The sequence below is a fragment of the Thalassobaculum litoreum DSM 18839 genome (assembly GCF_900102465.1).
GTDB lineage: Bacteria > Pseudomonadota > Alphaproteobacteria > Thalassobaculales > Thalassobaculaceae > Thalassobaculum > Thalassobaculum litoreum.
In genome coordinates, this window is the sequence record NZ_FNBW01000001.1 from 571,359 (window position 1) to 596,744 (window position 25,386).

General features: G+C 68.4%; 24 protein-coding genes and 1 tRNA gene. 12 read left to right on the forward strand and 13 right to left on the reverse strand.

The genetic code is table 11. The annotated features are described in order from the left end of the window. Window position 1: 1 nt before the first annotated feature. Together BLS34_RS02660 and argS are read right to left on the reverse strand one after the other, a co-directional pair. Window positions 2-1,060 (reverse strand): SPOR domain-containing protein, encoded by a 1,059-nt coding sequence (locus tag BLS34_RS02660; RefSeq protein ID WP_093147931.1) that lies wholly within the window; start codon window positions 1,058-1,060, stop codon window positions 2-4. Beyond that, a complete protein-coding gene (gene argS, locus BLS34_RS02665; protein ID WP_093147933.1) occupies window positions 1,057-2,811 on the reverse strand; it encodes an arginine--tRNA ligase in 1,755 nt (584 codons plus the stop codon). The genes BLS34_RS02660 and argS overlap by 4 nt, the downstream gene beginning before the upstream one ends. Window positions 2,812-3,094: 283 nt before the next feature. Here argS and BLS34_RS02670 point away from each other — a divergent pair, with 283 nt between their 5' ends. Beyond that, window positions 3,095-3,955, forward strand: coding sequence for a phytanoyl-CoA dioxygenase family protein (locus tag BLS34_RS02670; protein ID WP_093147935.1), 861 nt, complete (start codon window positions 3,095-3,097; stop codon window positions 3,953-3,955). Window positions 3,956-4,034: 79 nt separating this feature from the next. Here the strand turns inward: BLS34_RS02670 and BLS34_RS02675 are convergent, their stop codons facing one another. Beyond that, the gene (locus BLS34_RS02675) at window positions 4,035-4,937 is read right to left on the reverse strand and encodes a ketopantoate reductase family protein (RefSeq protein WP_093147937.1); all 903 of its coding nucleotides are present in this window, start codon (window positions 4,935-4,937) and stop codon (window positions 4,035-4,037) included. Between the two features lie 120 nt (window positions 4,938-5,057). Then, entirely contained in the window at window positions 5,058-5,600 is a 543-nt protein-coding gene (locus BLS34_RS02680; protein WP_093147939.1) for a MarR family winged helix-turn-helix transcriptional regulator, read from the reverse strand. A gap of 153 nt (window positions 5,601-5,753) precedes the next feature. Between BLS34_RS02680 and BLS34_RS02685 the strand changes: the two genes are divergently transcribed. Further along, entirely contained in the window at window positions 5,754-6,368 is a 615-nt protein-coding gene (locus BLS34_RS02685) for a tetratricopeptide repeat protein (RefSeq protein WP_084618873.1), read from the forward strand. Between the two features lie 366 nt (window positions 6,369-6,734). On the opposite strand, the gene BLS34_RS02690 is transcribed toward BLS34_RS02685, so the two are convergent. After that, entirely contained in the window at window positions 6,735-8,027 is a 1,293-nt protein-coding gene (locus BLS34_RS02690; protein WP_245701891.1) for a pentapeptide repeat-containing protein, read from the reverse strand. A 157-nt stretch (window positions 8,028-8,184) separates the two neighbouring features. On the opposite strand from BLS34_RS02690, the gene BLS34_RS02695 reads away from it, so the two are divergent. From BLS34_RS02695 to BLS34_RS02720, 6 genes are all read left to right on the forward strand, one after another. Further along, the gene (locus tag BLS34_RS02695; RefSeq protein WP_093147941.1) at window positions 8,185-10,254 is read left to right on the forward strand and encodes an EAL domain-containing protein; all 2,070 of its coding nucleotides are present in this window, start codon (window positions 8,185-8,187) and stop codon (window positions 10,252-10,254) included. Window positions 10,255-10,324: 70 nt separating this feature from the next. Beyond that, window positions 10,325-11,623, forward strand: coding sequence for an NAD(P)/FAD-dependent oxidoreductase (locus tag BLS34_RS02700; RefSeq protein ID WP_093147944.1), 1,299 nt, complete (start codon window positions 10,325-10,327; stop codon window positions 11,621-11,623). Window positions 11,624-11,631: 8 nt separating this feature from the next. Further along, complete coding sequence (gene gndA, locus BLS34_RS02705) at window positions 11,632-13,023, forward strand: NADP-dependent phosphogluconate dehydrogenase (RefSeq protein ID WP_028794685.1); 1,392 nt, start codon at window positions 11,632-11,634, stop codon at window positions 13,021-13,023. After that, a complete protein-coding gene (locus BLS34_RS02710; RefSeq protein ID WP_245565609.1) occupies window positions 13,020-13,556 on the forward strand; it encodes a gluconokinase in 537 nt (178 codons plus the stop codon). Before gndA ends, BLS34_RS02710 begins: the two co-directional genes overlap by 4 nt. Next, entirely contained in the window at window positions 13,553-14,026 is a 474-nt protein-coding gene (locus tag BLS34_RS26610) for a Crp/Fnr family transcriptional regulator (protein WP_281241200.1), read from the forward strand. Before BLS34_RS02710 ends, BLS34_RS26610 begins: the two co-directional genes overlap by 4 nt. A 123-nt stretch (window positions 14,027-14,149) precedes the next feature. Continuing rightward, the gene (locus tag BLS34_RS02720) at window positions 14,150-14,587 is read left to right on the forward strand and encodes a Crp/Fnr family transcriptional regulator (RefSeq protein WP_175474075.1); all 438 of its coding nucleotides are present in this window, start codon (window positions 14,150-14,152) and stop codon (window positions 14,585-14,587) included. Here BLS34_RS02720 and BLS34_RS02725 read toward each other — a convergent pair. The 4 genes from BLS34_RS02725 to BLS34_RS02740 all read right to left on the reverse strand — a co-directional run bounded on the left by BLS34_RS02725 (window position 14,558) and on the right by BLS34_RS02740 (window position 18,334). Next, complete coding sequence (locus BLS34_RS02725) at window positions 14,558-16,021, reverse strand: NAD(P)H-hydrate dehydratase (protein ID WP_093147951.1); 1,464 nt, start codon at window positions 16,019-16,021, stop codon at window positions 14,558-14,560. The genes BLS34_RS02720 and BLS34_RS02725 overlap by 30 nt on opposite strands. A gap of 18 nt (window positions 16,022-16,039) precedes the next feature. Further along, window positions 16,040-16,116: transfer RNA gene (locus BLS34_RS02730), tRNA-His, on the reverse strand. A gap of 67 nt (window positions 16,117-16,183) precedes the next feature. Continuing rightward, the gene (locus BLS34_RS02735; protein ID WP_093147954.1) at window positions 16,184-17,368 is read right to left on the reverse strand and encodes an aminotransferase; all 1,185 of its coding nucleotides are present in this window, start codon (window positions 17,366-17,368) and stop codon (window positions 16,184-16,186) included. 72 nt (window positions 17,369-17,440) lie between these two features. Next, complete coding sequence (locus tag BLS34_RS02740) at window positions 17,441-18,334, reverse strand: LysR family transcriptional regulator (protein ID WP_028794680.1); 894 nt, start codon at window positions 18,332-18,334, stop codon at window positions 17,441-17,443. A 171-nt stretch (window positions 18,335-18,505) separates the two neighbouring features. On the opposite strand from BLS34_RS02740, the gene BLS34_RS02745 reads away from it, so the two are divergent. Then, entirely contained in the window at window positions 18,506-18,706 is a 201-nt protein-coding gene (locus BLS34_RS02745; RefSeq protein WP_093147956.1) for a hypothetical protein, read from the forward strand. A gap of 104 nt (window positions 18,707-18,810) precedes the next feature. Here BLS34_RS02745 and BLS34_RS02750 read toward each other — a convergent pair whose 3' ends face one another. Continuing rightward, window positions 18,811-19,563: a dienelactone hydrolase family protein gene (locus BLS34_RS02750; RefSeq protein ID WP_093147958.1), complete on the reverse strand. Its 753-nt coding sequence runs from the start codon at window positions 19,561-19,563 to the stop codon at window positions 18,811-18,813. Between the two features lie 143 nt (window positions 19,564-19,706). Between BLS34_RS02750 and BLS34_RS02755 the strand changes: the two genes are divergently transcribed. The 3 genes from BLS34_RS02755 (at window position 19,707) to glnA (ending at window position 22,970) form a co-directional block, all read left to right on the forward strand. Then, complete coding sequence (locus BLS34_RS02755) at window positions 19,707-20,879, forward strand: pyridoxal phosphate-dependent aminotransferase (RefSeq protein ID WP_093147961.1); 1,173 nt, start codon at window positions 19,707-19,709, stop codon at window positions 20,877-20,879. A 232-nt stretch (window positions 20,880-21,111) separates the two neighbouring features. Next, a complete protein-coding gene (locus BLS34_RS02760) occupies window positions 21,112-21,450 on the forward strand; it encodes a P-II family nitrogen regulator (protein ID WP_028794676.1) in 339 nt (112 codons plus the stop codon). Window positions 21,451-21,557: 107 nt separating this feature from the next. Then, entirely contained in the window at window positions 21,558-22,970 is a 1,413-nt protein-coding gene (gene glnA / locus BLS34_RS02765) for a type I glutamate--ammonia ligase (protein ID WP_093147963.1), read from the forward strand. A gap of 68 nt (window positions 22,971-23,038) precedes the next feature. Here glnA and BLS34_RS02770 read toward each other — a convergent pair whose 3' ends face one another. The 3 genes from BLS34_RS02770 to BLS34_RS02780 all read right to left on the reverse strand — a co-directional run bounded on the left by BLS34_RS02770 (window position 23,039) and on the right by BLS34_RS02780 (window position 25,291). Beyond that, the gene (locus BLS34_RS02770; protein WP_093147964.1) at window positions 23,039-23,422 is read right to left on the reverse strand and encodes a hypothetical protein; all 384 of its coding nucleotides are present in this window, start codon (window positions 23,420-23,422) and stop codon (window positions 23,039-23,041) included. 92 nt (window positions 23,423-23,514) lie between these two features. Next, window positions 23,515-24,783: a mechanosensitive ion channel family protein gene (locus tag BLS34_RS02775; RefSeq protein WP_093147966.1), complete on the reverse strand. Its 1,269-nt coding sequence runs from the start codon at window positions 24,781-24,783 to the stop codon at window positions 23,515-23,517. Window positions 24,784-24,886: 103 nt separating this feature from the next. After that, entirely contained in the window at window positions 24,887-25,291 is a 405-nt protein-coding gene (locus tag BLS34_RS02780) for an acyl-CoA thioesterase (protein WP_028794673.1), read from the reverse strand. Window positions 25,292-25,386 lie beyond the last annotated feature (95 nt).

Below are 25,386 nucleotides of genomic sequence, written 5' to 3' on the forward strand. Positions count from 1 at the left end.
TCTACGGGCGGACCAGCAGGCAGGCCTGGTTCTGGGCCTTCAGGGTCGCGCAGGCCTTCTCGGCGCCGTCCTCGGTCAGCATGCCGCCCTGAATCCGGTGGAACACGCCCTTGCCGGCACCCAGATCGACCTGCTGGATCCGCAGGCTGAGCCCACCCAGCACGGCCGGATAGCGCTTGGTCAGCCGGTTCCATTCGCCGCGCGCCGCCGCCTCGTCGCGGAAGGCACCGAGTTGCACCCGGAACCGGCCTTCGGTGGCGGCAGGCTTCGGCGCAGGTGCCGGCTGAGCGACCGGTTCGGATTTCGGTTCCGGCTTCGCCTCGGGCACCGGTTCCGGCTTTGCCTCGGGCACCGGGGTCGGCGGCGGGACGGCGGCGGCCGTCTGGGTCTCGGTGGCCGTCTGGGCCTCGGTGGCCGGCGGTTCAGGTGCCCGGGCCGGCGGGATGTCGCTGGCCTGGGGTTGTGGCGCGGGCGCGGCCTGAGCTTGCTGCTGCGCCGCCGGCTCCGGTGCCGGCACGGCCTGGCTGGTCACCGGCGGCGGGGTCTGTCCGGAGGCGTCCTGGGCCGTGCTGGGTGCCGCCTGCGGCGTGCGGGCCGGGATCGGCACGGTGCTAGACGCAGCGCCGTCCGCCGCGGTGCCGCTGTCCTGGGCCGGCTGGTTCTCGGTGGCCGCCGGTTCCGGTGTCGGCTCGGGCGCCGGCGGTTCGGCCGGCTTCTCCGGCGGCGGCAGCAGGCGCTCGACCGAGGAATCCTCGCCCTGGCCCGGCCGCAGCGCGCCATAGACCAGCTTATCCTGGTTCGGCACGTCGAGCCCGCCGGGTTGCTCCGGACGCACCTTGATCGGCGACGGGTCGGCCTGGATCAGCGGTGCCGTGGCCTCGCTGCCGGCATGCAGCCCGCGGTCATAGGCGTACCAGACCACTCCGGCGAAGGCCGCAAGGGCGAAGGTCGCGAGGAACGCGCCGACCGCCCGCGACCGCCGCGGCGGGTCGCGCAGTTCCGGCGGGGGACCGGGGCGGTCGTATCCGTCCGCGTGAAGGCCGTCGCCATCCTGGCTCATTCCCTAAGCTCCTCCACCGGCGTGACGCCCATCACCCCGAGACCCGACGCGACCACCGTGGCCGTTGCCCGTACCAGGGCCATCCGGGCCAGGGTCGTCTCGCGGTCGTCTTCCAGGATGAAGCGCAGCCGGGCATCTTCCCTGCCCTTGTTCCACAGGCCGTGGAACGCGGCGGCCACGTCACCGAGATAGAACGCGACGCGATGCGGCTCGTGCGCCTCCGCCGCGCTCTCCACGATGCGCGGCCAGCCCGCAAGCAGCTTGATCAGACCAATCTCGTCCGGGTCGGTCAAGGAACCCATGGAAGCCTTGGAAAGTGCGGGGTCCAGGACGGCGTCCGCGCCGAAAGCCTCGCCGGCGTTGCGAATCACCGAACAGGCGCGGGCATGGGCGTACTGCACGTAGAACACCGGATTGTCCCGGCTCTGCTCGCTGACCTTCTGGTAGTCGAACTCCAGCGTCTGGTCGTTGCGCCGGGTCAGCATGATGAAGCGCAGCACGTCCGGCCCCACCGCCTCGAGCACGTCGGCTAGGGTCACGAAGGTGCCCGCGCGCTTCGACATCCGCACCGGCTTGCCGCCGTCGAACAGGTGGACGAGCTGGCACAGCTTGACGTCGAGGTCGCCCGCGCCGCCGGTGATCGCGGTGACGGCGGCCTTCATCCGCTTCACATAGCCGCCGTGATCCGCCCCCCAGACGTCGATCATCTCCGGGAAGCCGCGCTCCAGCTTGTCCAGGTGATAGGCGATGTCGTTGGAGAAATAGGTCCAGGAGCCGTCCGACTTCTTCAACGGCCGGTCGACGTCGTCGCCGAACTGGGTCGCCTTGAACAGCAGCTGCGGCCGCGGCTCCCAGTCGTCGGGCGTCTTGCCCTTCGGCGGCTCCAGAACGCCGGTATAGACCAGCCCGTCGGCCTCCAGCTTGGCCAGCACCCGGTCGACCGCGCGGTCCTCGACCAGGGCGCGCTCGGAGGAGAAGCGGTCCATGCGGATGCCAAGCGCGATCAGGTCCTTCTCGATATCGGCCATCATCAGCTTGATGGCGACGCTGCGCATCGGCTCCAGCCAGGCCTCTTCCGGCTCGGACAACCACTTGTCGCCGTCCTGCTCGGCGATGGCCCGGCCCACATCCTTCAGGTATTCGCCGGGATAATGACCTTCCGGGATGGTCACCGTCTCGCCCAGCGCCTCGCGGTAGCGCAGGTAGGTCGAGCGGGCCAGCGTGTCGACCTGGGCGCCGGCGTCGTTGATGTAATACTCGCGCGCCACCTCGAACCCGGCCTTCTCCAGCAGGGCGGCCAGGGCGTCGCCGAACACCGCGCCGCGCGCATGGGCGGCGTGCAGCGGGCCGGTCGGGTTGGCGGAGACGTATTCGACATTGACCTTGCGGCCCGCCCCCATGGCGGACGCGCCATAGGCGGTGCCCGCCTCCAGCATGCGGCCGACCTGGGCCTGCCAGATCGACGGCGACAGCCGGATGTTGATGAAGCCGGGTCCGGCGACCTCGACGCTGTCGACCGCGTCGAGCCGGTTCAGCGCCTCGGCCAAAGGCTCGGCGATGGCGCGCGGCTTGGCGCCGACCGGCTTCGCCAGCACCATCGCGGCATTGGTGGCGATGTCGCCGTGAGAGGCGTCGCGCGGCGGCTCGGCGGTGATGCGGTCGAACGGCAGCCCCTCCGGCCAGCCCTCCGAGCCCGCCATGGTCTCCAGGACAGCTTTAATTTCGTCTTTCATCCAATTGAATATGTTCATTCTATTCGCTTGCCTGGGTCGATGTGTCAGTGACAGGTCATGCCGGCGGCCGCGAATTCAAGACCCGCAACCGAATTCCCTGCAGGTGTAGTGCCGATGCGGCGGGCGGAACGCAACGGATTTCGCTGTGCGGTGCAGCGTAGACCGCGGAGGCCTTCCGGCGAAGATCGGGCTTATCAGCCGCTACCTGTGGTGTAACAATAATCCTGACGCACCCCCTGCCGGCCACCGGGCGCAGATCCGGGCAAGGCACCAAGAACGAGGGGGGCCGACAGGAGGAAACATGACCGTCCTTTCGCATTCCGTTCGCATTGGCTCTTCCCTTGCCGACGCCTTCCGGCGCGACGGCTACGTCTACCCGATCCGCGCCCTCTCAGAGGAGGTGGCCACGTCCCTGCGCCGCACCCTGGAGGCGGCCGAGGCCGCCGCACCCGATGCGGAGGTGAAGTCCATGGTCACGGGCCTGCCGCACCTGATCCTGCCGGAGTTCTACGACATTGTGCGCGACCCGGCCCTGACCGGCCCGGTGTCGGAGATCATGGGGGAGGACCTGCTGGTCTGGGGCTGCTCGTTCTTCACCAAGGAGGCGCACACCAAGAACTTCGTGTCCTGGCACCAGGACCTGACCTACTGGGGACTGGACGACACCGACCAGATCACCGCCTGGGTCGCCCTGTCGCCTTCCACGGTGGAGAGCGGCTGCATGCGCTTCGTGCCCGGCAGCCATCTCCAGCAGATCGTTCCGCATAAGGACACGTTCGACCCGGACAACCTGTTGACCCGCGGCCAGGAGGTCGCCGTGGAGGTGAAGGACGAGAACGCGATCGACGTCGTCCTGCCGACCGGCAAGATGTCGCTGCATCACGGCCGTATCTTCCATGCCTCGCACCCGAACCGGTCCGACGACCGGCGGATCGGCCTGGCGGTGCGCTACATCAAGCCGAGCATGCGGCAGACCTCCGGGGTCAAGACCATCGCCGTCCTGGCCCGGGGCGAGGACCGGTTCGGGAATTTCGAGCTGGCCGAGCGCCCGACGGGCGGCTTCGCGGACGCCGATATCGCGCGCTGCCGCGAGGCATTCCGGCGCCGCGAGGGGATCCTTTACGAGGGTGCAAAAGAAAGCGGCCGCAGGAAGATGGCATAGCACTCCCTCCCCCGACATCTTCACTCCCCGGCCTCGTGCCGGCACGAGGCCGGGGAGTGTATTCAGATCTCAGCAGCCCTCATCCGCCGTTCACCCAAGGCTTCATCGCCGCCCAGGCCATGGTGTGGAGCGGTACGGGAACGCCCCGCGCGCGGCCGAGCCGGGAGACCAGACCGGACAGGCTCTCCGCCTCGATCCGCCGGCCGCGGGCCAGGTCGTGATACATCGACGCGTACATTCCAGGCGGGAAGCTGCGGGTCAGGGCGAGCGACCGGTCGACCGTTTCGGGATGGATGCTGATCCCCTCGGCGGCGGCGAGACCCGCCACCTCCTCCATCATCTCCCGGGCGATGCCCGACAGTTCGCCGTCGTGATAGATCTCGCCTGCCGGCTGGCGCAGAACGGTGGTCAGCGCGGAATTGGTGGCCAGCAACACAAACTTCTCCCACAGGGTCGCGCGGATATCGCCGGACACCTCGGCGCTGAAACCGGCGGCGATGCAGGCGTCGGCCAGCCGCCGGGCGCGCTCGGACTGAGTGCCGTCGAGTTCGCCGAACACGATCTTCGACATGTCGGACGTATACCGCACCACCCCGGGCTCGGCGATCAGGGCCGACACATAGGCCGCCCCGCCCAGCACGGAGGCCAGCCGGTCAGGCCCGTCGACCCCGTTCTGCAGCGTGACCACCATGGTCTCGGGCCCGACGACGGGCATCAGGGTCACGCCGGCCGTCTCGGTGTCGTAGAGCTTGACCGCGAACAGGATGACGTCGGCGGTGCCGCCCAGGCTCGCCGGGTCCTCGGTCGCCGTCACCTTGGGCAGGACGATGTCGCCGCGCGAGCCTTCCAGGCGAAGACCGTCGCGCTGCAGGGCATCCAGGTGGGCACCCCGGGCGACGAAGGCCACGTCATGGCCGGCCTGTGCCAGATATGCGCCGAAATAACCGCCGACGCCGCCGGCGCCCATGACCACGATCCGCATCCGCCCTCTCCTCCCGTCTCGTTAAGGGCCATCACAGCCCGGATTACGGAGGAAAGTGAACCCGTCGTCTATCGTGGGACGCAATCATCCGGAAACCGGTCGCGCGGCGAGGACGCGATCTCACCCGAAGCTGAGAAAATCCGCCCAAACCCGATCGAGCTTCTTGAGGGTCCGCAGCGCTTCCTGCAACGGTTCGCCCAGCCCTTCCTCCTCGACAGCGATCCGCGCCAGCCGCTGGTCCAGGTCGCGCAGCCGGTCGGCGACGTGACGGCCCGGCGGGCCGAGGCGCAGGCGGACGGAGCGGCGGTCATGCTCGGAACGGAGCTGTTCCAGATAGCCGTAATCCACCAGCTTCTTGATGTTGTAGGTGGCCGAACTGGCCTGGTAGTAGCCGCGCTGGATGAGGTCGCGCACCGGCACTTCGCCCTCGCCGATCGAGAGCAGCAGCAGGCCCTGGCTGGCATTGATCTCCGTCACGCCCATGCCCTCGAGGGCCAGGCGCACCACATCGAGATGCCGCCGGTGCAGCCGCTCCAGCAGTCCGGTCAGGTCGGAATACAGGGCGGCGGCCTCCGCCGCGCCCGCGTCCCCGTCGTGGCCGCCGACCGAACCGTCCGTCTCCGTCTTGGACGTTTCGAACGCTCGGACTGTCGCATCGCGCATTCGTGCCTCCTACCGGCTCGCCGTCCCTAGCAGGTAAGGAATTATTAACAGTTTCACAAATACATTACAGAATGAAAAGCGTTTTGGTATATTTACCTTCGGTTTTCTGAATTCGAATCGTGTCCGCCATGCGGACTCGGGGGCGGGACAGAAATGAGGCGTTCACTCCTACTGGCCGGCATGCTGCTGATCGCCGCGATGGCGTTGCCCGGCGGCGCGCGCATGGCCGCGGCCGACGAGCCCGTGCTGAACGAAGTCGGGCTGCACGGGCCGGAAGGGATGCTGGCGCTGGCCCATGCTGCCGAGCTGCGCGGCGACAACCGCCTGGCGATCGAGCTGTATCGGCGGGCGCAGGAAGCCTTCCCCTGGGCCGGCGCTCCCCTGACCGGCTGGGGTCTGCTGGCCGCCCGGCTTGGCGCGGCGGAGCAGGCCGCCACGCTGCTGACCGCCGCGCTCGACATCGACCCCGAGGATATCGAGGCCGCCGCCGGACTGGCCGAGGTGCTGGTGGACCTCGACCGCCTCGACGAAGCCCTGCCCGTCTATGAGATGGTGTTGAGGATCGATCCGTCCGACGTCGCCGCGCGGGAGGGACGACTGTACGTCCTCGCCCAGACCGGCACGCCGACGCAGCAGGCCAGCGCCCCCGCCCTGGCGGACGCGACGGTCGACCAGACGCCGGGCGCGCCATCTATGCCCCTCGCCGCGCCGACGCTATTCGACACTTCCGCGCCCGCCAAACCGGCGGCCGGTGCGCTCTGGCGTTAGCTTTTTTCGGTTTACGCCGAAAAGGGGAGCGACGGCCAGCGCTGGGCGGTTGGGATGAGGCGGCTGGCCGTCGCGCGGGGCAGCCTGTTGGGCGCTTCCCCGTCTCAGTTTCTGTCACATCCGACCGAGAACCGTGTTTGCCGGATCGCCCGCTCGGGAGGTTTCTTTTCCCTAAACTCGACGTGGACAAACGGTACCAACAGAAACGGTGCCGCTCCAGCAAATCCTTCTGCTGTATTACGCCGGCTAAACCACGAAAATTCCTCATCTTTTATTGCTAAAATCCGACCCATCCGCCGGACAAAAAAAGACCCGCCGAAGCGGGTCTGAGGCAGGATCTCAGGATAGGGAAGTCACTCGGACCGGCTATCGGACGGCAAGCCGGGTGGTCTGGTCCACGCGGGCGCCGGCGCGGGTGGGGTCGCTCATGATTGCGTCGCTCAGATCGGCACCACGCAGATCCGTCCCTTGCAGGACGGCGTTCGAAAGGTCGGCCTTGCGCAGGTCCGCGCCGCGCAGGTCGACGCCGCGCAGATCCGCGAACCGCAGATCGGCGCCGGCCAGACGGCTGGCGACGCTGTGCCCGGCATCGGTGACCAGGGCGCGGAGATTGGCGCCGGTCAGCCGGGCGTTCTGCAGCCGCGCGTCGCTCAGATCGGCCCCGCGCAGATCGGCACCCTCCAGAGCGGCGAAGCGCAGGTCGGCGCCAGCGAGACGGCCGGCCGCCATACGCACGCCGGTCAGGTCCATCGCGCAGAACACGCTCCCCTCGGCGACGAGCGCGGTCAGATCGGCGCTGGCCAGCTTGTCCATCGCCCGCAGGTCCATACCGGACACATCGAGCTGGGCACCCTCGGCGCTGGACGAGGCCACCCAGCTCTCATGCCGGGCGAGCAGCGCGTCGAGCGGGGCGTCCAGATCCTCCTCGGTGCGGCCGGCCGGACGGTCGGTCAGCGCGCCGGTCAGATCGGCGCCGCCGAGCTCTGTCATGTTGGTGGTGATCCGGGTGAAGACGGCGTCGCGCAGCACCGCCTTCTCCAGACTGGCCCAGCTGAGATCCGCGCCGTCCATGTTGGCGCCACTCAGATTGGCGCCGCGCAGGTTGCAGCGGATCAGTTTGGCGTCGCGCAGGATCGCGTCGGACAGGTTCGCATTGACGCAGATGGCGCCGGAGATCTTCGCCCGGGTCAGGTCGGCGCCGGCGAGATCCGCCTGGTGCAGCTCCGACACCGACGGATCGATATCGATCCAGTGGAGATCGCGGTCGCGCTCCCCGGTCTCCGCCAGATGGCTTTCCCGCAGGTCGGCGTCGATCAGGGTCGCCCCGACCAGGCGGGCACCGCGCAGGCACACCCCCCGCATGTCGGTCTTGATCAGGCTGGCGCCGTCGAGATTGGCACCGCGCATGTCGACGGCGAAGAGCGAGGCGTAGTCCAGAGTCACGCCGGTCAGGGACGCCCGCGACAGACAGGCGCCGGTGAAATCGGCATCCGTCAGATCGGCGCCGTGGAACTCGAGCCAGGAAAGATCGAAGAAGGAGAGCACCGCCCGCGCGCCGCCGAGCCGGCCGTTGCGGAACCGGATGTGACGCTTGATCAGCCCGTCCAGGTCCCCCTGGGACAGGCGTTCGAGGTCGCGGCGTTGTTTGACGGCATCCATCAGGACGGCTCCATGCGTTCTGCAGAAGGCTTCCACAGGGCAAAACGCCCTTCTCATTCAGTATCTAGAACTGATTTAGCGAAATCAATTGCAATTCTTAAAGTGAAATGTGATTCTTCCAGCTGGCACGGAATCTACTTACCTGGTTGGACGTCGGATGACAGGGCTCACGCTCGCGTCGCTCTACGATACGATTCATACGCTTGAGCGGGTGATCGGGTCCTTCCCTGTCCTGATCATCGCCACGGATCGTGTCGGCCGCATCGTGATGACGACGCAGCACACCCGCGACGTCCTCGACCTGTCCGAGGTCGAGCTTCTGGACAAGCCCATCGGCGCCATCGTTCCCGGGATCACCGTCAAGATCAGTGGCGACGCGCAGGAACCGGAGATCGCCATCGGCGCCAACCGGCGCCGGGCGCTGCGCCGGGACGCGTCCGCCTTCCCGGTGGACATCCAGGCCAGCGCGCATCGGCTGGGTGACGACGTCATCTGCGTCTTCGCCCTGCTCGATGCGACCGACCGGCTCCAGGCCGACAGGGTGGCCCGGGACTCACGCGCGCTGCTCGACGCCATCCTGAGCGGCATGCCGGCGCTGGTCAGCGCCAAGACCCCGGACGGCACCTACGAGTTCATCAACGCCTATCAGGGCGACGTGTTCGGCATCGACCCCGGGGAGGCCGTCGGCAAATCGGCGGCCGACCTGCTCGGCGACGAGGCCGGCCGGCCGATCGACACGGCCGACCGCCGTATCGCCACGGGAGCCGCCGTCTCCCAGCTCGGATCCGAGAAGCTGATCGACGCCGACGGCCGCACCCGCACCTTCATGACCACCCGGGCGGCGATGCACGACGCCAAGGGCCAGGTGCAGCGGGTGCTGACTGTCGGAATCGACGTGACCCACGCCACGGCGGCCGAAGAACGGCTGGAGCGGCTGTCGCTGCTCGACGAGATGACGGGTCTGCCCAACCGGGGGGCCCTGCAGCAAATCCTGAGCGCCCAGATCCGCGCCGCCAGACGCGACGGCCGCCGGGTCGGCGTGGTGCTGCTCGGCGTCACCAACCTGTCCGACATCGCCGACGAACTGGGCCAGATCGTGCGCGACAGCGTGGTGCGACATCTGGCGATCCGCCTGGGCGGTCTGGTGCCGGAGTCGTGCGTCCTGTCAAAATTCGACGACACCACCTTCGCCCTGGTGGTTCCCAACCTGGACGATGCCAAGGCCTTCGAAGGCGAGGCCGCCCGGCTGGTCGCCCGGGGCAGTCGCCCGCTCACCACGGCCGGTGCCACCGTCACCGCCCGATGCCGCGCCGGTCTGGCCGTGTATCCCGACACCGGCGCCGATGCCGAGACACTCCTGCACGCCGCCCACCACGGGCTGCGCGTCCAATCACGCGCGCCGGTGTCCCCGGTGGCGCGCGGCAACCGGGATATCGACAGCTATTTCGAGGCCCGGCGCGAGGCCGCCAAGACTCTGTGGCGCGATCTGGAGCATGACCGCCTGCACCTGCGCCTGCGCCCCCTGCGCGCGCTGACCGATCACCGGCTGACCGGATTCCAGGCCTGCCTGTTCGACAGTCTCGACCGGCCGCTGATCGGCGCACCGGGGTCCGAGCGGGCCCAGGATCCGGCGCTCAGCGCCGCCGCCGAGAGCCTGTCGGTCGATCTCTGCGAACGGCTCCTGCGCGATGCCTGCCATCTGGCTGCCGGTTGGAAGCAGCCGTCGCCTATCCGCGTTCCCCTCGCGCCCGATCTGCTGATGCAGCCGGAACTGATCGACATCGTCTCCGATCTGCTGGAGCGCAGCCGACTGCCGGCGGACGACCTGGAGCTGTCGATCGACGAAGCCACGGTCGCCGCCGACCCGGATGCCAGCGCGGACGTGCTGACCGCGCTCGACGGCCTGGGCGTACGGCTGACGCTGACCGGATTCGGGGCAGGCGGTAATCCGATGCTGGCCCTTGCGCGCCAGCCGTTCCGCCATCTGGTCCTCTCCGCTCGCACGCTCGGCCCACTCGACGAGACGGTGGCCGCTACCATCGCCTTCGCCCAGGCGCTGGGCCGCACGGTCGGTGCCGATGGCGTGCAGACGGCGGAGGAGCTTGCGTTCCTGCAGGGCTGTGGCTGCACGGTGGCGAGCGGCCCGATCTTCGGCCAGCCGCTCGACCCCGCCGCCGCCCAGGCTCTGGACACCGGCCCTACCGACCTCGCCATCCGCCGGGCCTGAGGCTGCTTCAGAGGCGTTCATCGCGAGGCCACTCCCCGCTAGACTGCGCGCCGCATCGCAGGGAGGGATCATGGAAGCGAGCAGCGTCGGCCTCGACGGCTATATCGACAGCTACTACAGCCGCACACGGGACGACGGGCCGCCCTTCGCGCCGCCGGACGGGGATCTCGACGTGGAGGTCTGCGTGGTCGGCGGCGGCATGGCCGGCGTGTCGACCGCCCTGGGGCTGGCCGAGCGCGGCAAGTCCGTCGCCCTGGTCGAGGCCCGGCGGATCGGCTGGGGTGCGTCGGGACGCAACGGCGGCTTCGTCGGCGCCGGCTTCTCGCGCGGCCTGAGTGCGCTGATCTCGCGGGTCGGCAAGGAACACGCCCTGCGCCTCTACCGCCTGAGCGAGATGGGGGTGGCGCTGGTGCGCAAGCGGGCCGATGCCATCGCCGGCGGTGTGGCGCCGATCGTCGACGGACGGATCACCTGCTCCTGGTTCGACGATCCCGACGGCGTGAGGCGCGAGGCCGACTGGATGAACGAGTTGGTCGGCGCCGATATCGAGGTCTGGGACCGCGAGAAGGTGCGCTCGATCTGGCGCAGCCCGCGCTATTACGAGGGCCTGTGGCGGCCCAAGGGGTTCACCCTCCACTCGCTGAACTTCACCCGCGGCAACGCCCGGCTGGCGACCGAGGCCGGCGCCCGGATCTTCGAGAACACCCCGGCGACGCTGATCGAGCTGGGCCGCGATCCGAAACTGGTCCACACCGCCACCGGCACGATCCGCGCCGAGCAGGTCGTGGTCTGCTGCTCGGGCTATATCGAGGGGCTGGTGCCGCGCCTGTCGGCGGCGACCCTGCCGATCGGCACCTATGTCGTGCTGACCGAACCGGTGGGCGCGCGGCTGACGGAGGTCATGGGCCTGCCCAACGGCGTCGGCGACACCCGCTTCGCCGCCGACTATTACCGCCCCCTGCCCGACACGCGGATCCTGTGGGGCGGACGCATCAGCCGCTGGACCAACCCCTCGCACCTCGCCGACATCATGATGGCCGACCTGAAAAAGGTGTATCCGCAGCTCTCCGACCTGAAAGCGGAGGTCGCCTGGCCCGGCACCATGGGCTATGCCGCCCACAAGATGCCGCAGATCGGCCGCCTGCGGCCCGGGGTGTGGTACAGCCAGGGCTATGGCGGTCACGGCATGGCGACGACCACGATGGGCGGCGAGCTGATCGCCTCCGCCATCGCCGAGGGCGACGACCGGTGGGAGCTGTTCAAACCCTTCGGCCTCACCCCCGTGGGCGGGCCGATCGGCGCCTGGTACGCCCAGATGGTCTATTGGGGATATCAGGCCCGCGACGCCTGGCGCGAGAGCCTGGGATAGGAACGGTCATGACGCAGAACATCGCCCCGTTGGGAATCATCGGCCTCGGCACCATGGGCCGCAATCTCGCCCTGAACCTAGCCGATCACGGCGTGCCCCTGGTGGCGTGGGAGCGCGACGGCGCCCTCGCCGACCGCGCCAGATCCGAGCTGCCGGACGGCACGATCTGGGCCACCGAGGCGGCGGACCTCGCCCGACGGCTCGCCGCGCCGCGCGCCGTGCTGCTGATGGTGACCGCGGGTGCCGCCGTCGACGCGGTGATCGACGGGCTGCGGCCGCATCTGCAGGCCGGGGACGTGATCATCGACGGCGGTAACACCGACGCCGCCGACACCGCCCGCCGGCAGAAGAATCTGGCGGCGGACGGCATCCACCTGATCGGCCTCGGCGTCTCCGGCGGCGAGGAGGGCGCACGCCGCGGCCCCGCCCTGATGGCCGGCGGCGACCCGGCGGCCTGGGATCGCATCGCGCCCATGCTGCGATCCATCGCCGCCCGCGCGGCCGACGGCACGCCCTGCTGCGAGCGTATGGGCGGCGGGGCGGCCGGGCATTTCGTGAAGACGGTCCATAACGGCATCGAATACGCCGTCATGCAGGCGCTCGCCGAATCCTATGACCTGATGCGCCACGGCCTGGGCCTGGAGATGGCCGCGATCGGCGAGACCTTCGCCACCTGGAACCGGGGGCCGGGCGGCGGCTATCTGGTGGAGATCGCCGCCGATGTGGTCCGCACCCGCGACAGCGACGGCGCGCCGCTGCTGGACAAGGTGGTCGACCGCGCCGGGCAGAAGGGCACCGGCCGCTGGGCCTCGCTCGCCGCCCTCGATCTCGGGGTCGCCGCCCCTTCCATCGCCGAAGCGGTCTTCGCCCGCGCCGTCTCCGCCGCCCGCGACGACCGGCAGGCGCTGGCCGCCGACACGCCGGATCGGGTCCAGATCGCCCCGACCGACCTGGAGGCGGCCATGCGCGCCGCCACCCTGCTGTCGTTCCTCCAGGGTTTCGCACTCATCGCCGCCGCCGACGCGCGCGACGGCTGGGCCGTCGACCCGGTCGCCGTGGCAAAGGTCTGGCGGGCCGGCTGCATCCTGCGGGCACCCCTGCTCGACCGCCTGGCCGACGCCTTCGCCTCGCTGGCGCCCGGCGCCCATCCCTTGTCGGCGGCCTCCCTGCGTGCCGAGCTGGCCGAGATCCTGCCCGGCCTGCGCCGGACGGCGGCGGCGGCCATCGGGGCGGGCTATGCGGTCCCCGCCCTCACCTCCGCCCTGTCCTGGCATGACGGCATGGTGCGCGCGCGGGTGCCGGCCGACTTCCTGCAGGGCCTGCGCGACCGGTTCGGCGCCCATACGTTCGAGCGAACCGACGCCCCCGGCAGCCATCACGCCGACTGGAGCGGCTCATGAGCGCGCAGATGCAGGTCCCGGCCGCCGCACCGATCGTCGTCGTCATGATGGGCGTGTCCGGGGTCGGCAAGACCACCATCGGCACATTGCTCGCCGAGAGGCTGGGTTGGGGCTATGCGGAGGGCGACAGCTACCATCCGCCGGCCAATGTCGAGAAGATGCGCGCCGGCACGCCGCTGGACGACACCGACCGGGAGCCCTGGCTGGCCGCCATCGCCGCCGATATCGACCGGTGGCGGGCGGCGGGACAGGGGATGGTGGTGTCCTGCTCGGCGCTGAAACGGCGTTACCGGGATATTCTGATCGGCGGTCGGCCGGACGTTCGGCTGGTCCGGCTGGCCGGCAACGAGGCGCTGATCCGCGCCCGGATCGAGAAGCGTACCGACCACTACATGCCGCCGAGCCTGCTCACCTCGCAGATCGCGACCCTGGAGCCGCCGGTTCCTGAGGAAGATGCGATCTCGGTGGATGTCGTCCGTCCGCCGGGCGACTGCGTCGCGCACATACTGTCGGCCCTGCAAGGCGACGGCTGAAACCGCCCGGCGGCCGGGTTTCCAACCGACCCGGCTGCGGAGGAACCACAGGACAGACCAGACCCGAAGGGACGCGGCGTGACAGCCAATCCGGATACCGGACTGAAAGTGTCGAAACTCTATTTCGAGCCGAACGAGGTGCTCTTCCAAGAGGGCGCCCCCCCACCGGTATCTTCCTGATCGAGGACGGCACCGTGGAGGTGTTCCGCCAGTCCGGCGCCCGCTCCGTCACCATGGCCCGGCTCGGACGCGGCGACGTCGTCGGCGAGTTGGCCCTGATCGAGGGAATTCCCCATACCCGCGGCGCCCGCGCCCTCACCCATGTCACCACCCTGAAGGTCGATCCCGAAGAGCTCGCCCAGAACCTGGCCTCGAGCCCCGCTCTGATCCGCATGCTGCTGAAGCGGGTGGTGCGCAAACTGCACCGCACCAACGACGTCGCCTTCGGCCAGTCGAAGCGGGGGATCTGACCGGCACCCCGGTGCCCGGAGCGTTCCTGCGTCACCCTCGTTACTGACGTATACTCACGCAGGGAACCCGCCGCCGCACCGCGCGTAATACCGCCGAGGGGCTCTAACCTTAGGAACATCGCGGTGGGAACCAGATCGGGCGACGGGCTGACCGTCTCGAAGTACTACTTCGACCCCAATGAGCCTCTCTTCGAGCAGGGAAACGCGGCGACCAGCCTGTTCCTTATCGAGGACGGCACGGTCGAGATCTATCAGACCGCGGGCGCGCGCACCGTGTCGCTGGCCCGCCTGGGTCCCGGCGAGGTGGTCGGCGAGCTGGCGCTGATCGACGGCGCGACACACACGCGGGGCGCGCGGGCGATCTCCCCGGTGATTGCGCTGGAGGTGGCGCCCGATCAGTTGGAGGCCGTGCTCGATGAGAGCCACACCCTGGTCCGGCTGCTGCTGAAACACGTGGTCCGCAAGCTGGACAGGACCACGGACATCGCCTTCGGCCAGCCGCGCACGGAGGAACCCGGGGAGCCCGCGGCCTCACAGGGCGTCGGCGAGATCCTCGGCTAACAGCGCCGTACCGCCGAGCCTGCGGGCGGCCTCCCGGTGGAACCATGCGCCGGCGCAGGCCGCCTCGAACGGCGGCAGTCCCCGGCCCAGCAGCGCCGCGACCGCCCCCGCCAGGACGTCTCCTGTCCCCCCGGTGGCCAGCGTCGCCGGCGCCCCGTCCAGGAGCGCACAGCGGCCGTCCGGGGCGGCGACCGTACTGTCCGGGCCTTTCAGCAGGACCGTGTGGCCGCACTGTTCCGCCGCCCGGGACACCGCGGCGACGCGCCCGCTCTCGCGCACGTCGATCTTCGGGAACAGGCGGCCGAACTCGCCGCCATGGGGGGTGAGCACCGCCGGGCCACCATCGGGCAGCCGCCTGCCGGCGAAGAGCGAGAAGACATCCGCATCGAGCACGATCGGCAGAGTGCAGGCCAGCGCCGCCTCCACCAGCCGCCAAGCATACGCGCCGGTCCCGAGGCCCGGACCGACGACGATGGCGGCGACCTTCCGCGCGGACACGAAGGCACCCAGGTCGTAAGGGATGTCCTGGACGATCAGGCCCGGCGCGTCGCCGGCGACCAGGGGCACTGCCTCCTCCGGCGTGCAGACCGTCACCAGTCCCGCCCCCATCCGCCGCGCCGACCGGGCCGCCAGCCGCGCGGCACCGGGCATCGCCCCGCCCAGAACCAGCACATGTCCGCGCGTGTACTTGTGGTCTGCCGGTCCGGCCGGCAGCAGCCGGTCCTGCCACAGTGCCGGCGCGATCACACGGGCGGCCGGCGACGCCATCGCCGGTGCGGCCGGGTCGATGCCGATATCCACGACCCGCACCCCGCCGCACAGCTCGGCCCCCGGCTGCAGCAGATGACCCGGCTTGCGGCAATGGAAGGTAACCGTGAGATCGGCCGGACAGGCGGTGCCCAACACCTGCCCGGTATCGCCATGGACGCCGCTCGGCACGTCGACGGCGGCCACCTTCAGCCGGCCGCTGGCCGCCCTCCCGGCCGCGCGGGCCAGGAGCTCGGCCGCCGCGCCCTCGACCGGGCGGGTCAGGCCGGCGCCGAACAGGGCGTCGACCAGAATGTCGGCCGATCCGACAAGCTCGGCCGACAGGGCCGCCATCGGACCGTCCCAGTGTGCGGCCGCCTCCGCAGCGTCGCCCTTCAGCGACGACACCGCGCCCAGCAGGGCGACGGTGACGTCCCAGCCGTGCTCGCGCAGGTCGCGGGCGATGACGAAGCCGTCGCCGCCGTTGTTGCCCGGCCCGCAGGCCACCAGCACCCGTCCCGGCCGGAAGGCCCGTCGGATATGGCGCGCCGCCCCCTGCCCCGCGCGGAGCATGAGGGTGAACCCGGTCGTTCCGTTGTCGATGGTGAACCGATCGCAGGCGGCCATCTGCTCGCAGGTGAGCAGCGCGTCGCGTGTCGTCGGACCCGTATCAATCGGCAATGTCATGCCGACAGTATAGGGAAATGGGGCGAGTGATGGGACTTGAACCCACGGCCTCCAGAGCCACAATCTGGCGCTCTAACCACCTGAGCTACACCCGCCACCGGGCGCCGAACCATCTTGGCTCGGCGGACGCGTTTGTTATTCCAGGCCCGGCTTGGCGTCAACCTAAATGCCGAGACCGACCTCCTTCAAATAGGTATCCAGCCGCTCGACCGCACCGTCCAGCACCGGATCCTGCTTGGCGAAGCAGAACCGGATGAAATTGCGCGGCGCGCTCTGCGGGTCGAGATAGAAGGCGGAGACCGGCACCGCGGCCACCCCGGCATCGGTCACCAGGCGCCGGCAGAACCCTTCGTCGGTCTCGGCGTCGTACAGATGGGCCGCCACGTCGACGAACAGGAAATAGGTCCCCTGGCAGGTCACCGGCGCCAGGCCGATGGCGGTCAGTCCCTGGGTCAGCCGGTCGCGGCGCCGCGCCATGTCGTCGCGCAGCCCGTCGAAATACGAATCGTCCTGGGCCAGTCCGAAGGCGACGGCGCGCTGCAGATTCGGCGCCGTGGTGAAGACCAGGAACTGGTGCGCCTTGGAGATCGGGCCCAGCAGATGCTCCGGCGCTGTGACGTAGCCGACCTTCCAGCCGGTCAGCGAGAAGGTCTTGCCGGCCGAGCCGATCCGCACGCAGCGCTCGCGCATGCCGTCCAGACTCATCAGCGGGATGTGCGGGCGGCCGTCGAACGCCAGGTGCTCGTAGGCCTCGTCGCACAGGGCGTAGGCGTCGTATTTCTGGCAGAGACCGGCGATCGCCGTCAGTTCGTCGCGGCTGTAGACCTTGGAGGCCGGGTTCTGCGGGTCGTTGACCACGATCATCTTGGTGCGGTCGCTGAACGCGTTCTCCAGCGCCTCCAGGTCCAGATCCCAGGTCGGCGGCGTCAGGCGCACCGGACGCGGGATGCCGCCGGCCCGGCGGATCATCGGCAGGTAGCAGTCGTAGAGCGGCTCGATCACCACCACCTCGTCGCCCGGCTCGATCAGGCCGAGGAAACAGGCCGCCAGCCCCTCGGTGGCGCCGGTGGAGACCATGACCTCCTTCTGCCAGTCCACGTCGAGGCCGTAGAACCGCCCGTTGTGGTCGGCGACCGCCTGGCGCAGCTCGGGCACGCCCATCATCGGCGGATACTGGTTCGGCGGGTCGTACAGCGCCTTGGAGGCCTGCTCCAGCACCGGGTCCGGACCGCGGTCGTCGGGGAAGCCCTGGCCGAGATTGATCGCCTTATGCTCGATGGCGAGCCGCGACATCACCTCGAACACCGTGGTGCCGTAGGAGGACAGGAGCGAGTTGGCGGCCTTCATCGGGCGGTCCCCCGTGCGTCGAATATGGGTCGCGCCGTTTACCACCGGGCGCAGCGGCGGGCAACGGCGCGCCTAACGAATCGCCGCCTCCAGATACTCCACCAGCCGCGCCTCGGCGGCGGAGAATTCATGGCCCTTGCGCCAGACCAGGCCGATCTCCATCGGCGGCGGGGCGTCGGTGATCGGGACCCATTCCAGACGCCCGCCATCCAGCGACCAGGGGCGGAACAGCATGCGTGACAGGATCGTCACCCCCAGCCCCGTCGCCACCATGCTGCGCAGCGCCTCCAGGGACGTGGTCTCGAACAGCACCTTCGGCTCCAGACCGGAGGCGGCGAGATAGACCCGCGACGACCGGTCGGCCTCGTCGATCTGGTACAGCAGGTAGGGAAACTCGACCACGTCGGCCCGGCTGACCGTGTCGCGGCTCGCCAACGGATGGTTGGTCGCCACCCAGGCGCCGCGCGGACTCTGGAACAGACCGCGATGCTCCAGATCCGGGGCGTTCGACAGGTTGGAGGTCAGCAGCAGCGCGATGTCCACGGCGCCGGACAGCACCTGCCCCTCCAGTTCCTCGCGCTCGCGCTCCAGAAGCTGGACGCTCACGTTGGGAAAGGCGCGCTGGAACCGGGCCAGCGGCGGGATGAGAAAATACCCGGCCCCGGCATTGGTCACCCCGAGCTTGACCGTGCCTTCCACGTCCGTGCGGTCCGGGTGCATGTCGGCCACCGCATCGGCGACCGCGGCCTCGATGTTGCGGGCATGGCCGATGAAGTTCTGGCCCTCGCGGGTCAGCGCCACCCCGCCGACCCGGCGCTCGAACAGGGTCACGCCGAGCTGGTTCTCCAGCTCTTTGACCGACAGCGTGATCGCCGACTGCGAGATTCCCAGGTTGGTCGCCGCGGCAGAGACCTTCTCGGTCTCGGCGACCGCGAGGAAGTAGCGGACCTGGCGCAGGGTGATCATCGGAAGGCTCCTCTCGGCCTGTTTCGGCGGGCGGTAGCATTATGAGTTTTTCTAAATTTGCTTCTTTGAATTACGAATTTGTAATTGTGCGATGCGAAGATCATCTTCCGTATCAGCAACGGACGGCACCACGACGGACCCCGCCCGGTTGCCCCAGACAGGAGACATGCCATGAGCACCCAGACGATCCAGATGCGCACCATCACCGAGCAAGACATCGCGCGCGGCATCGCTGCCGGTCGCCGGGCGCGCGCCCTCGCGGTCCAGTCCGCGTTCCGCAGCGCCTACGCCGCGCTGACCAAGCCGGTCGTCTCGCTCTTCGCCAACGCCAAATCCGCCAATCATGGCGGTGCCCATCCGGCAGCCGTTTGATCCCTGCTTAACGGCTACCGAATGAGCGGCGTCGCCCCCGCCCCGGGGCGGCGCCGCGCTTATTTCAGACCTCTCGAAAACTCTGCTGCATTGCAACATGAGTTTTATTCGATGGTACGGCGGTAGAGCGCGATCAGACGCTCCCAATGCCGTTCGGCGGCGGGCCTGTCGTAGCACCAGCGGCCCGGGAACGCGAAGCCGTGATGGGTGCCCGAATGCACCTCCAGCTCTCCCCTCGCCCCTGACTCCTCGAACAGCCGCCTGAGTTCCGCCACCATGTCCGGCGGCGCCAGATCGTCGGTCTCCGCACAGCTTATATAGAGTTCGCCCTTGGCCTCGCCGAGGGTGGCGTGCGGGCTTTCCTCCGCGTCGCTGACGATCCAGGTGCCATAGAACGAGGCGGCCGCCGCCACCCGGTCGGGATAGCGCGCCGCCGCCGCCAGGGCATAGGGCCCGCTCATGCAGTAGCCATGCACGCCGACCGATCCCGGCCGGGCGATTCCCGCCGCGTCGATGTAGTCCAGCATCGCCTGCACGTCCGACATCACCGGCGGGATGGTCATTTTGGTACGGATCGCCCGCATGGCGGTGTGGTCGTCGCTGCCCGCCGTCAGGACGTCCGGCCCGTATTTGGTGTCGCGGCCGGCGCGGTAGTACAGGTTCGGCAGCAGCACGCAGTACCCGACCGTCGCCAGCCGCCGGGCCATGTCGTACAGTTCCTCGCGGATCCCCGGCGCATCCATCAGCATCAGCACGGCCGGGTACGGTTCACCGCCTACCCTGGAGCGCTCCGGGCGGGTGATGAAGGTCTCCATGGCCCCGTCGGGCGTGGCGATATCCTCGACGACTTCGATCATATGCGGCAGTTTCCTTTTGGCGGCGGACGATTTCCCGGACGGGATTTCGCTGTCTGGCAGTTTTATGGCCGGCAGCGTATCACTGCCGATCCGAGCGTCGCCAGAACGCACCTGAGACCTGAACGATTTCGAGGAACCGCCCGATGCCCGCCATGCTCGCAGACCGGATGTCCGTTCTCGGCACCGAGACCGCCTTCGAAGTACTCGCCCGCGCCAACGCGCTTGCCGCCTCCGGCAAGGACATCATCAATCTCGGCATCGGCCAGCCGGACTTCAAAACGCCCGAGCACATCGTCGAGGCGGGCATCAAGGCGCTGCGCGACGGCCATCACGGCTACACGCCGGCCGCCGGCATCCCGCAGCTGCGCGAGGCCGTGGCCCGCGACCTCAACACCCGCCACGGCGTGACCGTCGATCCGGACACGGTCATGATCATGCCCGGCGGCAAGCCGACCATGTTCTTCGCCTGCCTGATCTTCGGCCAGCCCGGCACCGAGATCCTGTATCCGAACCCCGGCTTCCCGATCTATGAGAGCTCGGTGAAGTTCTCCGGCGCGAAGCCGGTGCCCTACCGGCTGTCGGAGGAGACCGGCTTCGCCTTCTCCGCCGACGAGATGCTGTCGAAGATCACCGAGCAGACCCGGCTGATCATCCTCAACTCCCCCGCCAACCCGACCGGCGGGGCGGTGCCGAAGGAGGAGATCGACAAGCTGGTGGCCGGCCTGCAGAAGTGGCCGAACGTCTACCTTCTATCGGACGAGATCTACAGCCAGATGCTGTATGACGGCCGCGAGCATGTCAGCCTGCTGACCTATCCGGAGATCGCCGAGCGGGTGATCCTGCTGGACGGCTGGTCGAAGACCTACGCCATGACCGGCTGGCGCCTCGGCTTCTCGGTCTGGCCGAAAGAGATCTTCGGGCATGCGGAGAAACTGGCGGTGAACTGCCACAGCTGCGTCAACGCACCGACCCAGTTCGCCGGCCTCGCCGCCCTGGACGGGCCGCAGGACGCGGTGACGGACATGGTGAAGGCGTTCGACGAGCGCCGCCGCGTCATCGTCGGCGAGCTGAACCAGATTCCGGGCTTCCGCTGCGTCGAGCCGGGCGGTGCCTTCTACGCCTTTCCCAATATCGAGGGGACCGGCATGGGCGCCAAGGCGCTGCAGACCAAGCTGCTGGAAGACGCCGGGGTGGCGGTGATCGCCGGCACCAGCTTCGGCGCCTATGGCGAGGGCTATCTGAGGTTCTCCTACGCCAATTCCACCGAGAACATCCGCGAGGCGATCCGGCGCATCAAGCAGATGCTGGCGGGCTGACGATCCACGCCGAAAGGCCGTTTGCTCAAGATACGGGCTAATGTTGACTGACTTTTATGCGAATGGCGAAAATTCAGGCACACTACGCTTGTAGCTCCCGCAGAGATCCAGGCCGAAGGCTTGGAAATCAAGGCTCTAACCAAGGTGCGAGGATTGGCACACACCGTGCTAACCACCACGTAGCCCCGCCAATCGGCGGGGCATTCGCACGCAACCCCGAAGGCACGGACCCATGAAGAAGGTCGAGGCGATCATCAAACCGTTCAAACTCGACGAGGTTAAGGAAGCGCTCCATGAGATCGGGATCCAAGGGATCACCGTGACCGAGGCGAAGGGATTTGGACGGCAGAAGGGTCACACCGAGCTGTATCGCGGCGCCGAGTACGTCGTGGACTTTCTGCCCAAGGTGAAGGTGGAGATCGTGATGGAGGATGGCCAGGTCGAACGCGCGGTCGAAGCCATCCAGAGCGCGGCCCACACCGGACGGATCGGGGACGGCAAGATCTTCGTCTCGACCGTCGATGAAATTGTTCGTATTCGTACGGGCGAAACCGGCACGGACGCGATCTGACGGACCCCAAAGGTCCGACCCGCCGGTCCATCAGGCCGGCATATCGAGAGGGAGTGTAGCCCCCACGGAAATTTCCGGGGCGCTACGGCAACGTTAGGAAGGAAACCATGTCTGACGACGTGAAGAACGTTATGAAGATGATCGAGGAGCACGACGTCAAATACGTCGATCTCCGCTTCACGGACCCGCGCGGCGCGGTCCAGCACGTCACCCAGCACGTGCGCACGATCGATGAGGAGAGCCTGGTCGAAGGCTTCATGTTCGACGGCTCGTCCATTGCCGGCTGGAAGGCGATCAACGAGTCCGACATGGGCCTGAAGCCGGACCTCGCCACCGCGGTGATGGATCCGTTCTTCGCGCAGCCGACCCTGGCCATCACCTGCGACATCGTCGAGCCGTCGACCGGTCAGCCGTACGAGCGCGACCCGCGGTCGACCGCCAAGGCCGCCGTCAAGTACATGGACAGCCTCGGCATCGGCGACACCGCGTTCTTCGGTCCGGAAGCCGAGTTCTTCCTGTTCGACGACGTGAAGATCGAAGTCAGCATGAACAAGGGCTACTACGAGGTCGACAACGAGGAAGGCCCGTACAACTCCTCGCGCGAGTACGAGGAAGGCAACCTGGCGCACCGTCCGGGCGTCAAGGGCGGCTACTTCCCGGTCCCGCCGGTCGACAGCGGCCAGGACATCCGCTCCGAGATGCTGTCCGTCATGGACGAGATGGGTGTGAAGGTCGAGAAGCACCACCACGAGGTGGCGCCGTCCCAGCATGAGCTGGGCATGGAGTTCGGCACGCTGATCCAGACCGCCGATCACCTGCAGATCTACAAGTACGTGGTGAAGCAGGTCGCCGCCGCCTACGGCAAGACCGCGACGTTCATGCCGAAGCCGATCACCGGCGACAACGGCTCGGGCATGCACGTGCACCAGTCGATCTGGAAGGAAGGCAAGCCGATGTTCGCGGGTTCGGGTTATGCCGACCTGTCCGACATGGCGCTGTACTACATCGGCGGCGTGATCAAGCACGCCCGTGCGATCAACGCCTTCACCAACTCGACGACCAACAGCTACAAGCGCCTGATCCCGGGCTTCGAGGCTCCGGTGCTGCTGGCCTACTCGTCGCGTAACCGCTCTGCCTCCTGCCGTATCCCGCACGTGAACAGCCCGAAGGGCAAGCGCGTGGAAGTCCGGTTCCCGGATCCGGCCGGCAACCCGTACCTGTCCTTCGCCGCCATGCTTATGGCCGGTCTGGACGGTATCCAGAACAAGATCCATCCGGGCGACCCGATGGACAAGAACCTTTACGACCTGCCGCCGGAAGAGCTGTCGGACATTCCGACCGTCTGCGGCTCGCTGCGTGAGGCGCTGGAGAACCTGGACAAGGACCGCGCGTTCCTGACCCAGGGCGGCGTGTTCACCGACGACCAGATCGACGGCTATATCGAGCTGAAGATGGAAGAGGTGTACCGCTTCGAGCACACCCCGCATCCGGTCGAGTTCGACATGTACTACTCGAACTGATCCTTCGCGGATTGGAACAGGCGCGGGCCGTCCTTCGGGGCGGCCCGTTCGCTTTTGCGGTCCGGCCCTCAGCGCGGCAGGACCACCCTCACCTCCGCCCCGCCATACAGATGCACGCTGTCGTGGGCCCGCAGGGTGACGGCCTCCACACCGGCCGGTACGGCGACGCCGCCGAGGCTCCGGGTGAAGGGCTGCTCCTCGACATGGGGATGATGCAGCGTGCGGGTGGCAAGCACCGTGCCGTCCGGCGCGACCACGTCCCAGCGGTCGGCGTAATGATCCCAGCCGGTATCGGCATGGCGCACGGTGACATCGAAGGACCAGGTCTCGCCGCTGCGGCGGATCTCGACACCGACCACATCCGCCTCACCCGCCAGCGCCTCCCCCGCCAAGGCGGACGCGCAGAGAACCGACAGCACGGCGAGCGGTAGGCGAAAGACGGACCGGGTCATCGCGACCTCCCGAACGGACAGGGTGTTGGCAGGATGCGCATCCCCGACCCGCCGGTCGATAAACGGATGCGTGAGCGCGCCGCGGGACCGGGCTACTCGCCCTCCTCCTCGCCGCCGTCGCCGCGCTCATCATCGGTCGTGCCCGGCCGGGGCTTCCTGCGGGCGGACACGTCTCCTCCAGGCGGCGCATAGGTCTCCGGCGTGTCGCGGTCGCCGTTCGGGTCGGCGCCCGTCCCTGAATCGTCGTCCGGCACGGTCTCGACATAGATCGAACGGCTCGGGAAGGCGAAACCGGCGCCGGATCCTTCCACCACCTGCTTGATGTGGTAGGCGAAGCGCTCGCGGATCTCCAGCCACTCGCCCCAATCGGTGGTCTTGGTGAAGCAGTAGACCAGGATCTCGATGGCGCTGTCGGAGAAGTCGTTGACCCGCACGAACAGGCTGCCCCCGTCCGGCTGGACGAATTCCTCGTTGCCGATGAGATAGGCCTCGATGCCGTCGCGGATCTCGCGGAGCTGGTCGATGGACGTGCGGTATTCCACCGCGATGCTCCAGTAGATCCGCCGCTCGGTCATGCGGGAGTAGTTGGTCAGCGCGTTGTCGGACAGCTTGGTGTTCGGCACATAGACCGGCGACAGGTCGAACCGCCGCACCGAGGTGGAGCGGAAGCCGATCTCCATGACCGTGCCCTCGATCACGCCGTCGACCTCGATCCAGTCGCCATTCTCGAACCGCCGCTCGGCCAGGATCAGGATGCCGGCGATCAGGTTCTTGAACAGGTCCTGGGCCCCCAGGGCGACCGCCACGCCGACCAGGCCGAGTCCGGCCAGCAGGCCGACTACGTTGACGCCCCAGACCTCCAGCACCGCCGTGCCGCCGAGGAACAGCAGCACCACCTTGGCCGACTTCGCCAGCCAGTCCACCAGGGGGCCGCCGAGCCGCAGCCGCAGCCCGGTGCTGAGCTGCACGAACGGGTCGACGGCGCGGTACAGCGCCCAGAACAGCATCACCACCAGAAGCGAGCGCGCCAGATTGCCCATCGTCCAGCGCAGGACCGTGTCCGCTTCCAGGTACTGGTGGGCGATCAGGGCGGCGATGATCGCCGGCAGCAGGCGCAGCGGCGTCTTCACGGCGTTCAGCAGGCGCCGGTAATGCACGGCCCTGCCGTCGTCGTCTGCGACGGTGACCACGGTCCTGGAAATGATCCGCGCCAGGAGGCTCGGCAGGATCAGGCAGGCGATCAGAACCGCCGTGCCGGCGGCGACCAGCCCGGTGTTGATGCCGAAGATGTCGCCCTGCCAAAGCTGCGCGGAGTCCGCCCATAGGGCGCGGAGTGCGGACTCGATATCGTCGAAAGTCATGCGAACGCGGGCCGTGGGATCATGTGTGTCTGGTGACCAGCCGCCCCCTTGTCCCGGCGCCCGGTGTCACGACAACGCGCGGCGTCCCCTGTGGTTCCGCCGGTCACCCGGCGGCTCGGTCGAGCGGACGCTTCTTGCCGGTGTCGTCGATCGCCACGTAGGTGAAGCGCCCCTCGGTCACCAGCAGCCGCTCCTCGCGTTCCTGAAACCAGCGGATCTTCCAGGCCTCGATCGCCACGGTGATGGAGGTCCGGCCGACCTTCTCGATATCGCCGTAGCAGCACAGCACGTCGCCGACGCCGACCGGCCGGATGAAGGTCATCGCCTCGATGCCGACGGTCGCCACCCGGCCATGCGCCCGGTGCGCGGCCGCCAGTCCGCCGGCGATGTCCATCTGGCTCAGCACCCAGCCGCCGAAGATGTCGCCGTTCGGGTTTGTGTCGGCCGGCATGGCAATGGTACGGATCTGCATCTCGCCGCGCGGCTGGCGGCCCGTTTCGGTTTCCATCAGGCTTCCCCTCACGGTGTGAACCGCACTATATCTTGCGCTCGCCCTGTGGGCGGCTACACGATAGACTAACGCGTCCTCGTCCAACTCGCACT

What these genes read in the sequence shown, in the direction of transcription:
- BLS34_RS02660 (WP_093147931.1), bottom strand. Translation starts at nt 1,060, where the DNA reads ATGAGCCAGGATGGCGACGGCCTTCACGCGGACGGATACGACCGCCCC.
- argS (WP_093147933.1), bottom strand. Translation starts at nt 2,811, where the DNA reads ATGAACATATTCAATTGGATGAAAGACGAAATTAAAGCTGTCCTGGAG.
- BLS34_RS02670 (WP_093147935.1), top strand. Translation starts at nt 3,095, where the DNA reads ATGACCGTCCTTTCGCATTCCGTTCGCATTGGCTCTTCCCTTGCCGAC.
- BLS34_RS02675 (WP_093147937.1), bottom strand. Translation starts at nt 4,937, where the DNA reads ATGCGGATCGTGGTCATGGGCGCCGGCGGCGTCGGCGGTTATTTCGGC.
- BLS34_RS02680 (WP_093147939.1), bottom strand. Translation starts at nt 5,600, where the DNA reads ATGCGCGATGCGACAGTCCGAGCGTTCGAAACGTCCAAGACGGAGACG.
- BLS34_RS02685 (WP_084618873.1), top strand. Translation starts at nt 5,754, where the DNA reads ATGAGGCGTTCACTCCTACTGGCCGGCATGCTGCTGATCGCCGCGATG.
- BLS34_RS02690 (WP_245701891.1), bottom strand. Translation starts at nt 8,027, where the DNA reads ATGGATGCCGTCAAACAACGCCGCGACCTCGAACGCCTGTCCCAGGGG.
- BLS34_RS02695 (WP_093147941.1), top strand. Translation starts at nt 8,185, where the DNA reads ATGACAGGGCTCACGCTCGCGTCGCTCTACGATACGATTCATACGCTT.
- BLS34_RS02700 (WP_093147944.1), top strand. Translation starts at nt 10,325, where the DNA reads ATGGAAGCGAGCAGCGTCGGCCTCGACGGCTATATCGACAGCTACTAC.
- gndA (WP_028794685.1), top strand. Translation starts at nt 11,632, where the DNA reads ATGACGCAGAACATCGCCCCGTTGGGAATCATCGGCCTCGGCACCATG.
- BLS34_RS02710 (WP_245565609.1), top strand. Translation starts at nt 13,020, where the DNA reads ATGAGCGCGCAGATGCAGGTCCCGGCCGCCGCACCGATCGTCGTCGTC.
- BLS34_RS02725 (WP_093147951.1), bottom strand. Translation starts at nt 16,021, where the DNA reads ATGACATTGCCGATTGATACGGGTCCGACGACACGCGACGCGCTGCTC.
- BLS34_RS02735 (WP_093147954.1), bottom strand. Translation starts at nt 17,368, where the DNA reads ATGAAGGCCGCCAACTCGCTCCTGTCCTCCTACGGCACCACGGTGTTC.
- BLS34_RS02740 (WP_028794680.1), bottom strand. Translation starts at nt 18,334, where the DNA reads ATGATCACCCTGCGCCAGGTCCGCTACTTCCTCGCGGTCGCCGAGACC.
- BLS34_RS02745 (WP_093147956.1), top strand. Translation starts at nt 18,506, where the DNA reads ATGAGCACCCAGACGATCCAGATGCGCACCATCACCGAGCAAGACATC.
- BLS34_RS02750 (WP_093147958.1), bottom strand. Translation starts at nt 19,563, where the DNA reads ATGATCGAAGTCGTCGAGGATATCGCCACGCCCGACGGGGCCATGGAG.
- BLS34_RS02755 (WP_093147961.1), top strand. Translation starts at nt 19,707, where the DNA reads ATGCCCGCCATGCTCGCAGACCGGATGTCCGTTCTCGGCACCGAGACC.
- BLS34_RS02760 (WP_028794676.1), top strand. Translation starts at nt 21,112, where the DNA reads ATGAAGAAGGTCGAGGCGATCATCAAACCGTTCAAACTCGACGAGGTT.
- glnA (WP_093147963.1), top strand. Translation starts at nt 21,558, where the DNA reads ATGTCTGACGACGTGAAGAACGTTATGAAGATGATCGAGGAGCACGAC.
- BLS34_RS02770 (WP_093147964.1), bottom strand. Translation starts at nt 23,422, where the DNA reads ATGACCCGGTCCGTCTTTCGCCTACCGCTCGCCGTGCTGTCGGTTCTC.
- BLS34_RS02775 (WP_093147966.1), bottom strand. Translation starts at nt 24,783, where the DNA reads ATGACTTTCGACGATATCGAGTCCGCACTCCGCGCCCTATGGGCGGAC.
- BLS34_RS02780 (WP_028794673.1), bottom strand. Translation starts at nt 25,291, where the DNA reads ATGGAAACCGAAACGGGCCGCCAGCCGCGCGGCGAGATGCAGATCCGT.